This window comes from Nocardia sp. NPDC047648 (assembly GCF_040642815.1).
Lineage (GTDB): Bacteria > Actinomycetota > Actinomycetes > Mycobacteriales > Mycobacteriaceae > Nocardia > Nocardia gamkensis.
The window spans coordinates 32,410-46,538 of record NZ_JBEYSX010000017.1; the positions used below are offsets into that span (position 1 = coordinate 32,410).

Annotated in this window: 11 protein-coding genes; 7 read left to right on the plus strand and 4 right to left on the minus strand. The window is 70.6% G+C overall.

Going from position 1 to position 14,129, the window contains the following annotated elements; genetic code table 11:
- Nucleotides 1-57 precede the first annotated feature (57 nt).
- Nucleotides 58-1,350, minus strand: coding sequence for a glycosyltransferase (locus tag ABZ803_RS29165; protein ID WP_357044157.1), 1,293 nt, complete (start codon nucleotides 1,348-1,350; stop codon nucleotides 58-60).
- 785 nt (nucleotides 1,351-2,135) lie between these two features.
- Between ABZ803_RS29165 and ABZ803_RS29170 the strand changes: the two genes are divergently transcribed.
- The 4 genes from ABZ803_RS29170 to ABZ803_RS29185 all read left to right on the plus strand — a co-directional run bounded on the left by ABZ803_RS29170 (nucleotide 2,136) and on the right by ABZ803_RS29185 (nucleotide 4,486).
- Entirely contained in the window at nucleotides 2,136-2,471 is a 336-nt protein-coding gene (locus tag ABZ803_RS29170) for an Lsr2 family protein (RefSeq protein WP_357044159.1), read from the plus strand.
- 126 nt (nucleotides 2,472-2,597) lie between these two features.
- Nucleotides 2,598-3,614: an iron-containing redox enzyme family protein gene (locus ABZ803_RS29175; protein WP_357044161.1), complete on the plus strand. Its 1,017-nt coding sequence runs from the start codon at nucleotides 2,598-2,600 to the stop codon at nucleotides 3,612-3,614.
- The gene (locus ABZ803_RS29180) at nucleotides 3,580-4,299 is read left to right on the plus strand and encodes a HemK2/MTQ2 family protein methyltransferase (protein ID WP_357044163.1); all 720 of its coding nucleotides are present in this window, start codon (nucleotides 3,580-3,582) and stop codon (nucleotides 4,297-4,299) included. Before ABZ803_RS29175 ends, ABZ803_RS29180 begins: the two co-directional genes overlap by 35 nt.
- A gap of 13 nt (nucleotides 4,300-4,312) precedes the next feature.
- Nucleotides 4,313-4,486 (plus strand): CDGSH iron-sulfur domain-containing protein, encoded by a 174-nt coding sequence (locus tag ABZ803_RS29185; RefSeq protein ID WP_357044165.1) that lies wholly within the window; start codon nucleotides 4,313-4,315, stop codon nucleotides 4,484-4,486.
- A gap of 7 nt (nucleotides 4,487-4,493) precedes the next feature.
- Here ABZ803_RS29185 and ABZ803_RS29190 read toward each other — a convergent pair whose 3' ends face one another.
- A complete protein-coding gene (locus ABZ803_RS29190; RefSeq protein WP_357044167.1) occupies nucleotides 4,494-4,982 on the minus strand; it encodes a CinA family protein in 489 nt (162 codons plus the stop codon).
- Nucleotides 4,983-5,117: 135 nt separating this feature from the next.
- Here ABZ803_RS29190 and ABZ803_RS29195 point away from each other — a divergent pair, with 135 nt between their 5' ends.
- On the plus strand, nucleotides 5,118-5,618 hold the full coding sequence (locus ABZ803_RS29195; protein WP_357044169.1) for a hemerythrin domain-containing protein: 501 nt from the start codon (nucleotides 5,118-5,120) through the stop codon (nucleotides 5,616-5,618).
- Between the two features lie 61 nt (nucleotides 5,619-5,679).
- Here ABZ803_RS29195 and ABZ803_RS29200 read toward each other — a convergent pair whose 3' ends face one another.
- Both ABZ803_RS29200 and ABZ803_RS29205 read right to left on the minus strand, forming a co-directional pair.
- A complete protein-coding gene (locus tag ABZ803_RS29200; RefSeq protein ID WP_357044171.1) occupies nucleotides 5,680-6,291 on the minus strand; it encodes an NAD(P)H-dependent oxidoreductase in 612 nt (203 codons plus the stop codon).
- A gap of 33 nt (nucleotides 6,292-6,324) precedes the next feature.
- Nucleotides 6,325-7,788: an ornithine decarboxylase gene (locus ABZ803_RS29205; RefSeq protein ID WP_357044173.1), complete on the minus strand. Its 1,464-nt coding sequence runs from the start codon at nucleotides 7,786-7,788 to the stop codon at nucleotides 6,325-6,327.
- Between the two features lie 365 nt (nucleotides 7,789-8,153).
- On the opposite strand from ABZ803_RS29205, the gene ABZ803_RS29210 reads away from it, so the two are divergent.
- Both ABZ803_RS29210 and ABZ803_RS29215 read left to right on the plus strand, forming a co-directional pair.
- On the plus strand, nucleotides 8,154-9,347 hold the full coding sequence (locus tag ABZ803_RS29210; RefSeq protein WP_357044175.1) for an alcohol dehydrogenase catalytic domain-containing protein: 1,194 nt from the start codon (nucleotides 8,154-8,156) through the stop codon (nucleotides 9,345-9,347).
- An 80-nt stretch (nucleotides 9,348-9,427) separates the two neighbouring features.
- A complete protein-coding gene (locus ABZ803_RS29215; protein ID WP_357044177.1) occupies nucleotides 9,428-14,074 on the plus strand; it encodes an HAD-IC family P-type ATPase in 4,647 nt (1,548 codons plus the stop codon).
- The last annotated feature ends 55 nt before the right edge of the window (nucleotides 14,075-14,129 follow it).

Consider the following 14,129-nt stretch of genomic DNA (forward strand, 5'->3'; position numbering starts at 1 on the left):
GGTGGTCGTGCGCGCGCCGGACGACGCCGCGATCGCGCGCGGCGGCCGTCCGGCGTCTCATGGTCGGGGTGTCGCGGCGGCGAGTTTCTCGGCGGCGTCGACCGCCGCGAGTACGCCGTTCTCCTGCGCGACCGTGCGGCCGATCTCGGCCGCTCGCTGCCGCACCCGCGGCGTGAGGGCCTGCGCCAGCGCCTGGTGCAGTCGATCGGGGGTGATCGTGCGATAGGGGAATGTCGCGCCGATACCGAGCGCGGCGATCCGCCAGCCGTAGAAGAATTGATCGCTGTGCACCGGGATCACCACGGCCGGAATCCCCGCCCGCACCACGTCGTGGGTATTTCCGCTGCCGCCGTGATGCACCACCGCGGCGCAGCGCGGCAGGACGCGGTCGTAATCGAACGAATCGATGATCAGCAGGGTGCGGTCGGCGCTGAATCCTTTCGGGAATCCCTCGCCTTTCACGGTGACGAGTGCCCGTGCCCCCAGGCGCGCGCAGACCGTCGCGATCATCTCGCGGCATTCCACCGGATCGAGCACGGGCATTCCGGTCATGCAGAAATAGATCGGGGGTTCCCCTTCGTCGAGCCAGGCGTCGAGTTCCGGGTCGACGACCGCTTCGCCCCAGGCGTCGCGCAGTTGCGGGGGCAGAATGGAGGCGCCCACGATCGTGGCGCGTTCGGGCCAATCGTGCGGCTTCGGCAACAGCACGGGGCTCACCATGTGGACGAGCGGTATCCGTTCGGCACGCAGCCGCCGGAAAGGATTGCGCGGCCTGCCCGCCAAACCCATCTGACGGCGCAATTGACGGTCGACCTTGCGATACAGGAACGTGTAGGAGAATTCGAAAAGGCTGTAGGTCGCCCGCGACAGAATGCGGGACGAGGTCATGTTCTTCGCCATGAACGACGACGGGAACTCGTCGGTGCGTTCGAGCGGGTAGGGCAGGCAGCCGATCACCGGGGTACCGGTCTTCTCGCGGAACTCCATCGCCCACGGCAGCGTCGACGCGCACGCGACGACGACATCGGCGGACGCGCAGGTTCGCGCGAGCACCTCGTGCATCGCCACACCGCGTTCACCCTCGATGATCCGCACCGTGTCGAGCATGATGCGAATGAACGGCAGCGTCTTTCCGGAGGCCAGTGCTCGCTTCGCCGCGGTCGTCTCGAGCAGTTCGGCGGCGTCGAAGGGAATCACCCGAGGATCGAAGCCCGCTTTGCGCACAATGTGCGCTTGATTGCGGGTGGCGGTGATTTCCACTTCGTGCCCGCGGGCGCGGAATTCGTGCGCCAACGCGAGATACGGTTGATGATCGCCCCTGGTACCTGCGGGCAACAAGGCCACACGCATACTATCGACTTCCGCTCGTGCACTGGGCTCGTCCGGCCGGATTCCACGAATCGGCCGATATCTGGTTCGTTGCAGGGATCCGCCTCCCGCGGACGTCCTGCTCGCTCGACAGAGTTCGGAACGGTACTCGGCCCCCCGCCGTTCTCAACGGGCCGACACTGTTCGCAGAATCGGGAGATGATCCTTTCGTCCGAAGGTGAGCCGACCGGCCGCGCCATACCCGGCGTGATCGGCTCCTGCGGAACCGGCGCACGCCAGTATTCCGGCTCGACCGGGCGCCGTCCAGACTAGGCGCGGGCCGAGTCGTTCCCTTCTCACCGGTGGGAGTGGTCCGACCGTGGTGCCGCGTGTCGGCTCGGCGAAAAATTCGCGGCGGCAGTCGATTCCGGCGCGCGGGGATGCTCGGGTGCGGAGTTCGAACGGCTATTTCGGTGCCGTGCACCAGCCCGGCGCCACCGGTGACCCGCCGTCGTGCGGGTCGAGCGCGGTGATCGCGGCCACGACGCCGGGCGCCGGCAGTGCCCCAGGAATCCGGGGCATCGCCGGAAATGTCCGTGCCACAGCGAGGCTCGTCCGGGTGGATGCGGGTGCGGAGTTTGCGGCTTCGCCCGATGCGCGGGCAATATGTGGAGGCTCGACGGTTGTCGGCGTGCGTCGCTCGCTGCGACTCATCCCGTGCCGCGGAAGGGACCCCGCCGTTCCAGGGGCGGAACCGATCTGTTATCTACTGGCTACGATTGTTTTTTCGACTGCACGCGCTCGGTAACCGTGAAGGGATTATCTCTATGGCACGCAAGGTCGTCGTGACACTGGTCGATGACTACGACGGCAAGTCTCAGGCCGAGGAAACAGTGTCTTTCGCCGTGGACGGCGTGGCCTACGAGATGGACTTGTCGGCGGACAATGCCGGTCAGTTACGTGGATTCTTCGAGCAATGGGTTCCGTATGCCCGCAGGGTCGGTCGCGCGCGCCGCGGCCGCGGCGGTGTTCTGCGGTCGGCGACCGATCGGGAACAGGCCACGGTGATCCGGGAATGGGCGCGCAAGAACGGCATCGATGTGTCGGCGCGTGGACGGATCTCCGCCGAGGTCGTCGAGGCGTACAAGAAGGCGAACGGGTAATTCCGGAAAGTGCATCGATCGGTGGCCTGAAGTGCCCGCGCCGCGGCGGCGGCGCGGGACGGCCACAGTGCGTACTTTTCCGCGCGAGGCCGCGATAACAGCGCCGCACCGGGGTAAGCGACCGGTATGACGGTCATGTTAGGCGCCCCGAAGCAGGAACTGCCCCGCCCGCGTGGTGAGCTGTCGGAAGCGGTGGTGCAGCTGCTGCGCGGCGAACCGGGTGGATCGGTGCCGCGGCCGGGTCCGGCGGATCCGTACGGCGAAGACCTGCACCTGGCTCTGCACACCTGCTACGAGCTGCATTATCACGGTTTCCCGGCGGTCGACCCGGGATGGGAATGGGATCCGGGCCTGCTGGGTCTGCGCGCCGCGCTGGAGCAGCGGTTCCTGCGGGCGCTGCGCGAGGACGTGCCCGGCGGCGGGGATCTCGACGCGGAACTCGATCAGTTGCTGGTCACCCCGGCCGACCCGGACGGAGTGAGCCGCTTCCTGCGCGACGAGGGCGAGTGGTGGCAGATGCGCGAGTACTTCGTGCACCGTTCGATCTATCACCACAAAGAGGCCGATCCGTACGCATGGGTGATTCCCCGGCTGCGCGGCCAAGCCAAGGCGTCGCTGGTGGCGGTCGAGTTCGACGAGTTCGGGGCGGGGCGCGGCGAACGCGTGCACGCGCAGCTGTACGCCGACCTGCTGGCCGGCGCCGGCCTGAATCCGGACTATCTGCATTATCTGGACGTGGTTCCCGCGCCGATGCTCGCGCTGGTGAACATGATGTCGCTGTTCGGGCTGCACCGGTCGTGGCGGGGCGCGCTGGTGGGCCATTTCGCCACGGTGGAGATCACCTCCCCGCCCGGCGCGCAGCGGTTGGTGCAGGCGCTGGAGCGTTTGGACGCCGATCCGGCGTGCGTGCTGTTCTACCGTGAGCACGTCGAAGCCGACGCGGTGCACGAGCAGATCATGCGCACCGGGGTGATCGGCGACCTGCTGCGGCGGGAACCCCAGCTGACCGAGTCGGTGGCGTTCGGTATCCAGGTGACGAATCTGCTGGAGGACCGATTCGCTGATCATGTGCTGGAGTCCTGGCGCGCGGGCCGCGGATCGTTGCGCGATGGCGGGCGCGGGCGTGGCGGTGCGGACGATTAAGCAGCGCTGGGCGGGCTATCCGCCGAATGTGATGTTGATTCGACCTCCCGGCGTCTATTCGCCGCAGCTGGACACCTGGTTGCTCGTGCGTGCTCTGGCCGAAGCGGGCGTTCCGCGCGGCGGGCACGCGTTGGACGTGTGTACCGGAACGGGCGCCTTGGCCGTCGCCGCCGCGTACACGGGCGCCGCGCGGGTGACGGCGGTGGACGTGTCCCGTTCCGCCGTCGTGTCCGCGTGGTTGAACTGCCGGCTGCGCGGCATCGACGCGGAGGTGTTGCGCGGTGATTTCGCCGCGGTCCTCGGCGGGCGCAGTTTCGATCTGGTACTGGCCAATCCGCCCTACGTCCCCGCGCCCGAGGGCACCGACAGCCGCGGCATCGCCCGGGCCTGGGACGCCGGGGCCGGGGGCAGGGCGATCCTCGACCAGTTGTGCGCGGCGCTGCCCACTCTGCTGAAACCGCGGGGGGTAGCGTTGATCGTGCATTCGGCGCTGAGCGATCCGGATTCGACCTTGGCGCAACTGCGGGAGCGAGAACTCAAGGCCGCGATCGTGGCACGGGCGACCGTGCCGTTCGGGCCCGTGCTGCGCCGGCGCGCGCAGTGGCTGGAATCGGCCGGGCTGATCGGGCCCGGTCAGCGTATGGAAGATCTGGTGGTGATCCGTGCCGACCGCATCCGACAATGAGCAGTGGCGGCGAGTGACACTCACCGCCGACGGTCCCGCCCTGATCGAGGGCCCGGTGGAGTTCGTCACCGCGGACGGGCGGACGCTGCGCTCCGACCGGTTCCTGGTGGCGCTGTGCCTGTGCAAGCGCTCGAAGAACTATCCGTTCTGCGACACCAGCCACCGCAGGCATCGCCGTTCGTCGTGACCGCGGGTCACGCCGGGGAAGCGTCCGAACCCAGCGAGCGGACGGTGTCGAGCAGTGATTCGGTGGCGCAGGCGACGGTCTGCTCGACCACCTCCACCGGTTCGCCGTCGAACTGACGGTGCCACGCGCGCACGCCGTGCTCGGTGGCGATCGCGAACCAGACCGAGCCCGGCGGCTGACCGTCCTGCGGGTCCGGGCCGCCCGCGCCGGTGACCGCCACGGAGACAGCCGCTTTCAGCAAACCGCGGACTCCGGTGGCCATCGCTTCGGCCGCCGTCTGTGACACCACCGGCACGTCGGGCACACCCAGGACCGTGCGCTTGACCTCCGTGCTGTAGGCCACGAGGCCGCCGCGGAACCATTCGGACGAGTTCGGCGCCGCACCCAGCGTGGCAGAAAGCCGGCCGGAGGTGAGCGATTCGGCGACCGCCACGGTGATCTCCGACTGCTGCGCCGATTCGGCGAGTTCGTGTGCGTTCTCGTCCGCCTGTGGCATCTGCGTCCTTTCTGCGCTGTCTGCCGCTCACCCTACGGCCCGGCCCGTGTCCGACCGCACGGCAGCCACCCGGTTTCGGTGCGGTGGCGCCGGGAATGTCGGCAGAGAACCGGCCCTTGACGCAAGGAGAAAGCGATGACGACCGACGCGATCGTGCTGCTGCGCGACGACCACAAGGCGCTCCGGAAACTGTTCCGCGAGTTCGAGAAGGCGGGTGAGGACGCAACGCAGACCAAGGGCAAAGTGGTGAAGAAGATCATCGAGGCGCTCACCGTGCACACGTATCTCGAGAACGAGTGCATGTACCCCGAGGTCCGCAAACTCGTTCCGGAGCTGGAGGACGACATCCTGGAGTCCTACGAGGAGCATCACGTCGCCGACGTGCTGGTCACCGAGCTGTCGACGATGAAGCCCGACGACGAGCACTTCACCGCCAAGACCACCGTGCTGATCGAGAACGTCGACCACCACATCGACGAAGAAGAGAACGAGTGGTTCCCGAAGGTGCGCGAAAGCCTGGGGCGCAAGCAGCTTCAGGAGATCGGGGCCCGGATGGAGGAACTCAGGAAGAAGGCGCCGACCTCGCCGGCCCAGCCCTCGGCGCTGAAGAAGACCGTGGACGCCGTGCTGGCCTGAACAGACGATGGCGCCGGCGCCTCAGGGGAGGTGCCGGCGCCATCGTGTGGGCGTTCGGTCTTCAGTCGGCGGGCGGGTATTGCTGGGCGCCAAGCAGCCGGGCGAGGTGGGCGGCGTTCCTGGCCAGCGCGGCGGTGGCGGAGGCCACGGCCTTGGGCACCGAATCGAGGTCCTGGTAATCGGTGCCGCCCATGGCTTGATCGTTCCAGTACGTGCAGCCCTGCGCCGGAATGGTGAATCCGATGTCGTCGAGCCCCTGGAACAGATCGGCGACGATCTTGTGCGCGCCGTCCTCGTTGCCGACCACCGCGACCGTGGCAACCTTGCCGACCATCGCCGGACGGCCCGCGTCGTCGGTCTCGGACAGCTCGGCGTCCAATCGCTCCAGCACCCGTTGCGCCACCGACGACATGTGCCCGACCCAGGTGGGGGTCGAGACCACCAGGATGTCGGCCGCCGCGACCTGCTCGCGAATCGAGGGCCACTGGTCGCCGGGACCCTCGTCGGCGGTGACGCCGGGCAGCACGTCGTAATCCACCACGCGCAACACCGTGCCCTGCACGCCGTGCCCGGCCAGTTCGTCGAGTACCTGGCGGGCGATGAGGTCGCTACTGGATTCGGCGGGCGACTTCTTCAGCGTGCACACCAGCGCGAGTGCGGTCGGTCCGGCCATGAAGGAAACCTCCTGATTCACCATGTGTCCGGTTCAGTCGCGGGCGACGACCCGGATCGTGCGCAGCCGGGAGTCGGCGGCGTCGGGCACGTTCATTCCCGCGTCGAGCCCGGTGCGCAGGTACTCGACGACGGCGGCATCGATGCGTTCCCCGGGCACGACCACCGGAATGCCCGGTGGGTAGGGCGTGAGCTGCTCGGCGGCGATCCGGCCTACGGCGTCGCGCGCGTCCACCGTCTGCACCGGGCCGAAGAAGGCGTCGCGCGGCAGCATCACGGTCTCGAGCTGCAGGTCCTCGGGTGAGGGGAGGTCGATGCGCGGCGGCTGGGGATCGGTCAGCTGGTCGCGCCAGGCGGCGATGGCGTCGACGAGGGTGTCGACGGTGTCCTTGTCGTCGGCCATCGACAGCGTGGCCAGCAGGCGGCGGTGATCGCTCAACCCCATGTCGATGCGGCGGTGCTCGCGCAACCAGTCCGCGGCCTGGTAGCCGCTGGCCCCGGTGCCGGAGACGTCCATCAGGACCTGCAGCCGGTCGAGGTCGTGCGAGGCTTCCGCGCCGAGCAGTTCGTCTTCCAGCACCTCGATACCCGGTATCTCGGCGAGCTGCCGCCTGGCCTTTTCGGCGACCCGCAGGGCGTCGCCGAGCAGTTCGTGGCCGCGCTCGACCATCTGCCTGCGCCAGCCGTCGAGCGCGGCGTAGACCAGCACGTTCGGGCTGGTGGTCATCAGCAGGTCGGCGCATTCGCTGAGCCGGATCGGGTCGATGAGATCGCCTTGCAGGTGGAACACCGAGCCCTGCTCGAAGCCCGCGCCCATCTTGTGCACGCTGACCACGCACAGATCCGCTCCCGCGTCCATCGCCCAGGTCGGCAGATCCTCGTGGAAGGGCAGGTGCGCGCCCCAGGCCTCGTCGACGATCAGGGGCTTGCCCCGCTCGTGGCAGACCTCGGCGATGCCCGCGATGTCCGCGCAGGTGCCGTAGGGACTCGGGCTCACGATCAGCGCCCCCGCGGCGCCGGGGTGCGCGTCCCACGCTTCGCGGACCTGCTGCGGCGAGGGCGGGTGCGCGAAATGGTGTTCGGCATCCCAGCGCGGCGTGATCCAGTGCGGCTGGACGCCGGAGAAGACGAGCCCGGCGACGACGGACTTGTGGCTGTCGCGTGCCACGAGCAGGCCGCCGTCGTGGCCGCCCGCCACCGTCATCATGGCCGCCTTGACCGACAGGGAACTGCCGCAGGTGGAGAAGAACGCCGATTCCGCCCGGACCGCGTCGGCCATCAGCGCTTCGGCCCGCGCGAGATAGCCGCCGCGCGAGAGCCGGTCGTCCAGCCCGGCGGTGGCCAGCACGTCGGAGCCGAAGGCGTCCCGGCCGATCACCTCCAAGACGCGTTCGTCGGTGCCGCGTCCTTGCCGATGCCCGGGCGGCGTGAAGCCGTAGCGGCCCAGCCGGTGATAGTCGGCAAGCGCTTCCAGGAGAGGAGCTCGTGTATGGTCCACGGCTACCGCCTACCCCGGATCTGCGGCGGCACACATTCGGCGCACCGCCGGCTCATGGCATCCTCGCACCCCCCCACCACCGCGGTCTGCGACAACGTCCCGAATCCGCGTGCCGCGCAATGGGAATGTGTCCGTCGGAGTGCGGGACCGCCGCCCGACGGCGGCCACCGCTCGGCATCGGCGACCGGATCCAGGTCCCGGCGGGGTACCCCTCGCGTGCGGCGACCATTCGGTCGCGCCCGGGGGATGCGGTCGCGTTCTGCGCCTCCCGGCGTTCGTACGGGCGAACCCGTCGCCGGTCGTTTCGGGCGCAGGCGTCCGGGTAGGACGGGGACTGTACCGACTTCGACCGGAGGAGCGCGCGGATGAAGGCAGTGACCTGGCAAGGGCGGCGCAAAGTCGCCGTGGAGACGGTGCCCGATCCGCGGATCGAGGCCCCGACGGACGCGATCATCGAGGTCACCTCCAGCGGAATCTGCGGATCCGACCTGCACCTGTACGAAGTGCTCGGCGCGTACATGAGCAACGGCGACGTCCTCGGGCACGAACCCATGGGACGGGTGATCGAGACCGGCTCGGCCGTCACCGGCCTGACCCGCGGGGATCGCGTCGTCATCCCGTTCCAGATCAGCTGCGGCGCCTGCTACATGTGCCGCACCGGCCTGCCCACCCAGTGCGAGACGACGCAGGTCCGCAAATACGGCTGTGGCGCGGCCCTGTTCGGCTACTCCAAGCTCTACGGGCAGGTGCCCGGCGGCCAGGCCGAGTATCTGCGGGTGCCGCATGCCGACGCCACCCATATCAAGGTGCCCGAGGGACCGGCCGACGACCGCTTCCTGTACCTGTCGGACGTCCTGCCCACCGCATGGCAGGCGGTGGAATACGCCGCGGTGCCCGACGGCGGGTCGATGACCGTGCTCGGCCTCGGCCCGATCGGGGACATGGCCTGCCGGGTCGCGGCGCATCGCGGCTATCGCGTCATCGGTGTCGACCGGGTGCCCGAACGGCTGGCGCGGGCGGCCGCCCGCGGTGTGGAGGTGATCGACATCGGCGCCGTCGACGAGCCGGTCGGCGACATCGTCCGCGGCTGGACCGATGGCCGCGGCACCGACTCGGTGATCGATGCGGTGGGTATGGAGGCCCACGGGTCGCCGATCGCGTCGGCAGCCCAGCGCTCGGCGGCGTTCCTGCCGGATCTGGTGGCCCAGAAGGTGATGGACACCGCGGGCGTGGACCGGCTCGCGGCGCTGAACTCCGCGATCGACATCGTCCGGCGCGGTGGCACGATCTCGGTGATCGGCGTCTACGGCGGCATGCTCGACCCGTTGCCGATGCGGGTGCTGTTCGACAAGCAGATCCAGGTGCGGATGGGCCAGGCGAACGTCAAGCGGTGGGTCGAGGACATCATGCCGCTGCTGAGCGACGGCGACCCGCTCGGCGTGGACACCTTCGCCACCCATCGTCTGCCGTTGACCGGCGCGGCGGAGGGCTACGCGATGTTCCAGCAGAAGACCGACGGTGCGGTGAAGGTGGTACTCGACCCGACCGCCACGAACTGACCGGCGCACCGGCCCCGGCCGAGGTCCGAGACCGCGGCCGCGGACGGTTTGCTCTGTCTTTGCCTGGGTAGCTGCCGGGTATGAGCTTTTTACTACGTGGACTCGTCTCACCGTGGTGGCTCGAGGCGCCGACCTCCGTGGCGGCGGAGATGGCCCGCGCCGGCGTGGAGAAGGTCGTCGATCTGGGAACCAAAGCGGCACAGGCGCCGGTGCAGGCGGTGGCCGCGGGCGCGCGGGCGGGGGCGTCGCTACTGAACCTGGGAAGCGACGAGGAGTTGCGCGACGAGTTCGCGGCGCTGATCGATCCGCACGCGCTGCGTTCGCGCCGCCGCGTGGCGCTCTACGAGGACCGGGCGACCGTCGAGGTGCGCGGGCTGGACTCCGGTAAGAGCGGAGACGTCACGCAGGCGCTGCACCGGACGCTGGACCGGCGCCGCGATGTGCGCTGGTGGCGGGTGAACGCGGTGACCGGCCGCGTCGTCGCCGCGCTCGAGCACGGCGCGGCCGACCTGCCCGCCCTGGTGTCGGCCATCGAGTCCGTCGAGGCGGACACCGCGGTCGGCGACCTGGACTGGAGCCGCGGCTGCGAGCACCCCGGGGACCGGGAACCACTGCTCGCGGCCGCGATCCAGGTCGCAGGCGACGTGGGTGCGATCGGATTGTCCGCGGTGGGCGCCGTGCTGCCGTTGCGCGGGCCCGCCCGGATGTTGCGCGCGGCGGCAGCCTTCGTCGACACCCAGCCGCGGCTGCGCAAACGGCTGGAGGAACAGCTCGGCCGTACACGCACGGACATGGTGCTCACCACCGCCAACGCCATCGGCAACGCCCTGGGCAACAGCGCGGCGGCGGGCACGGCGAATCTGGTCATCGACGCGGTGCACCGTGGTTTCACCCTGACCGAGTCGATGACCAGGTACGCGCAGTGGCGCAACTGGGAGACCGAGATCGACCGCCGCCCGGCGGAAGTGTGCGATCCGCTCTCACCGTCGATCCGCGTGGTCGAGATGCCGCAGGGTCCGATCGAGCGGGTCGCCGACGAAACAGCGGCGGGCGCGCTGGTGGGTGCGGTCACCTCCGTCCTCGGCGGCCGCGGCCTGTTCGGCGCCGCCGACGCGCTGGAACTCGGCGCACCCAAGGCGGCGCGGGCCAGCCGGGAGGCCTACGGCGCCCTCGTCTCCACGGTGCTCGGCCGCGCGGGCGTGCTGACGCTGCACCCACGGGTCTGGCGGCGACTCGACCGATTGTCCGCCCTGGTCATCGACGGAGAATCGCTGCTGACCTCCCGCCGCTTGGTACTCGACGCCGAAACGACCGACCAGAGATGGTCGGTCGCCGACGTGTGGAGCGCGGGCCAGCGCCTGCTGTGGGAGCGGGAGGCCGGCGAAGCCGCGAACAACGAAACGCAGCCGGACGACACCGATCGCTACCTGTCGTCCGGCGGCCACCGCACACTGGTGCACCCGGCCACCGGAAAACCCGACGACGGTGCCACACCCCGCCCCGTATGGCGCGAACTCCACGACAACGGCAAACCGGTCGGACGAGTCCTGGTCGGCCGCGAACTCGACCGGCGGGCGCACGCGCTGCTGAGCCGGGCGCGCAGCGCGGGCCTGCGCGTCACCCTCGCCGCGGGCGCCGACGCCGCCGAACTGCGGTCGATGGCCGACGAATTCGTCTCCCCATCCCATTCGCTCAGCGAGCGGGTGCGCACACTGCAACAGGACGGCCACGTCGTCGCGGTCCTGAGCCCCCGCGCCCACAAAGCCCTGGCCTGCGCCGATGTCGGAATCGGGCTGGCCATGCGGGAAGACAACGCCCTCCAGATGCCCTGGACCGCCGACGCGGTCTGCCGCGACCTCGGCCAGGCGCACCGCGTCCTCGCCGCCATCGCCCCGGCCCGGCAGGTGAGCGAACGCGGCCGCTCGCTGGCGCTGTCGGCGGCCGCGCTGGGCGGGCTGCTGCTGGCGGTCGCCCCCGACAGCGCGGGCCGGGCCTCGCCCATGACCGCCGCTCACTACACCGGTCTGCTCAGCGGCGCCTACACCGGATGGCGCACCGCGCGCACCGAGCCACCGGCCACCCTCGCCCCGTTGCTGCCCTGGCACGCCCTCGAACCCGGCGAGGTATTGAGCCGGTTGCCGCAGCCCGGGCCGGTGCGGGAACGTGCCCAGCCGGACACCGCTGCCCGCATCCCGGGGGTGCGCGTGCTCACCTCGGCGGCGTCGTTCGCGGGCCAACTGCGCCGCGAACTGGCCGATCCGCTGACCCCGATCCTCGGCGTCGGCGCGGTCGCCACCGCCGTGCTCGGCGCCCCCTCGGACGCCGTGCTGCTGTCGTCGGTCCTCGCGGTGAACGCGCTGGTGTCCGCCTGGCAGCGGCAGCGCGCCGAGGGCGCCTTGCACCGGCTGTTCGAAGGCGAGCAGCTCACCGCCCGGGTGATCGAGCGCGCCGAACTCGACGCGGGCGAACCGCGCGAAACCCGCGTGCCCGCGAACCTGCTGACACTGGGCGATGTCATCGTGCTGCGCGCCGGGGACGTGGTCCCCGCCGACGCGCGGCTGCTGCGCGCGGACGACCTCGAGATGGACGAATCCGGCCTCACCGGCGAGTCGATCACCGTCGACAAGCAGGTCCCCGCCACCCCGGGCACGTCGGTGGCCGACCGCGCCTGCATGGTCTTCGAAGGCAGCACCGTGGTGAACGGCGCCGGGCGGGCGATCGTCGTGGCCGTCGGCCACGACACCCAGGCGGGCCGCGCCGCCGCCGGAGCCATCCCGCCCGAGAAGGCCGGTGTGCAGGCGCAGCTGCGCCGTTTGACCGACCGCGCCCTGCCGCTGACGCTCACCGGCGGCGGCGTCGTGACCGGGCTGGGCATCCTGCGCGGCAGGCCGCTGCGCACCGCCATCGCCGACGGCGTCGCGGTCGCGGTCGCCGCGGTCCCCGAAGGACTGCCGCTGGTGGCCACGGTCGCTCAGCTCGCCGCCGCCCGCAGGCTGTCGCGGCACGGTGTGCTGGTGCGCGCCAGCCGCACCGTCGAGGCCCTCGGCCGGGTGGACACCCTGTGCTTCGACAAGACCGGCACCCTCACCGAGGGGCGGCTGCGCCTGACCACCCTCGCCGATCTCGACGACCAGTGGTCCCCGGACGCGGGCTCCGAAGACGCGCACCGTCTGCTGCGCGCCGCGGCCCGCGCCTGCCCCGATCCCGCCGAGGGACCGATCGCGCACGCCACCGACCGCGCCGTCGTCGACGCCGCGGCCCGGATACTCGGTGACGACGCCCGGCAGTGGGATGCGATCGAGGAGATCCCGTTCGAATCCAACCGCGGATACGCCGCCACCCTCGGCCACACCTCCCGCAAACTGCGGCTGATCGTGAAGGGCGCACCCGAAGTCGTGCTGTCGCGCTGCACCAAGGTGCGGGTGAACGACACCGACCACCCCTTCGACGAGCGCATGCGCGAACGCGCCGAACGAGCGGTGCGCGATCTGGCCGAGCAGGGCCTGCGGGTGCTGGTGGTGGCCCGGCGCGACCTTTCCACCCCACCAGACGACGTCGAGGCGGCGGTCGTGGAACTCACCCTGCTCGGCTTCCTCGGCCTCGCCGACGCCCCGCGACCGCAAACGCTGCCGCTGGTCACCGCGCTGCAACGCAACGGCATCAGCGTGCGCATGATCACCGGCGACCACCCGGTGACCGCGGCGGCGGTGGCCCGCCAGCTCGGCATCGAGGCGGGCGAGGTGGTGACCGGCGCGGATCTCGACCGCCTCGACGAGACCGCCCAAGCCGAACTGATCGAACAGGGCACGGTCTTCGCCCGCGTCGATCCCGAACAGAAGGTGCGCATCGTGGCGGCGCTGCGCCGCGCGGGTCACGTCGTCGGCATGACCGGCGACGGCAGCAACGACGCCGCCGCCATCCGCACCGCCGACGTCGGAATCGGTTTGGCCGCACAGGGTTCCATCGCCGCGCGCAATGCCGCCGACATGGTGCTCACCCGCCCCGACCCCCTCGTGCTGTTGCATGCCCTCGTCGAAGGGCGCGGCATGTGGCAGCGGGTCACCGACGCGGTCGGCGTGCTGGTCGGCGGGAACGCGGGCGAAGTGGCCTTCACGCTGTACGGCACCGCCGTCAGCGGCCGAGCGCCGCTGGGCACCCGGCAGTTCCTGCTGGTGAACATGCTCACCGACATGTTCCCCGCGATGGCGCTGGCGCTGTCGCGGGACGGGGACGCGGTCGATCCCGACGACACCGACGATCCGAAGACCCAGGCGGAGCGGGCGGCCGAACGCCTGGCCGAACTCCCACGTGCGCACCTGGGCACGGATCTGCTGCACACCCTCGGCGTCCGCGGTGTCGCGACGGCCACCAGCGCGTCGGTCGCGTGGACCCTCGGCCGCGTGACCGGCACACAGCGGCGCGCCGCCACCATCGGCCTGGTCGCGCTCATCGGCACCCAACTCGGCCAGACGCTGGTCTCCGGTTACCGCAGCCCGCTGGTGTGGCTCACCACCGCCGCGAGCGGCGCGGTGCTCGGCGCGGTGGTGATGACGCCGGGGCTGTGCACCTATTTCGGTTGCCGCCCGCTGGATCCCGTCGGATGGGGGATCGCGACCACCTGCGCGACGACCGCCACCGCCGCCGCCGTGCTGATTCCTCGGTTGCTGCCCCAGCCCCAGCCGCAGGCGCCGGCGCCCGCGCCTGTGGCGGCGCCGGTGGCGCGCTGATTGGCGCTGCACCGCCCGGGTACCCGCCTGGCGACGGACCCCGCCACCGGCACAG

Excerpts from the sequence above, each read along its gene's own strand:
- ABZ803_RS29180 (WP_357044163.1), top strand. The coding sequence starts at position 3,580 with ATGGCGGGCGCGGGCGTGGCGGTGCGGACGATTAAGCAGCGCTGGGCG.
- ABZ803_RS29170 (WP_357044159.1), top strand. The coding sequence starts at position 2,136 with ATGGCACGCAAGGTCGTCGTGACACTGGTCGATGACTACGACGGCAAG.
- ABZ803_RS29210 (WP_357044175.1), top strand. The coding sequence starts at position 8,154 with ATGAAGGCAGTGACCTGGCAAGGGCGGCGCAAAGTCGCCGTGGAGACG.
- ABZ803_RS29215 (WP_357044177.1), top strand. The coding sequence starts at position 9,428 with ATGAGCTTTTTACTACGTGGACTCGTCTCACCGTGGTGGCTCGAGGCG.
- ABZ803_RS29190 (WP_357044167.1), bottom strand. The coding sequence starts at position 4,982 with ATGCCACAGGCGGACGAGAACGCACACGAACTCGCCGAATCGGCGCAG.
- ABZ803_RS29175 (WP_357044161.1), top strand. The coding sequence starts at position 2,598 with ATGACGGTCATGTTAGGCGCCCCGAAGCAGGAACTGCCCCGCCCGCGT.
- ABZ803_RS29200 (WP_357044171.1), bottom strand. The coding sequence starts at position 6,291 with ATGGCCGGACCGACCGCACTCGCGCTGGTGTGCACGCTGAAGAAGTCG.
- ABZ803_RS29195 (WP_357044169.1), top strand. The coding sequence starts at position 5,118 with ATGACGACCGACGCGATCGTGCTGCTGCGCGACGACCACAAGGCGCTC.
- ABZ803_RS29165 (WP_357044157.1), bottom strand. The coding sequence starts at position 1,350 with ATGCGTGTGGCCTTGTTGCCCGCAGGTACCAGGGGCGATCATCAACCG.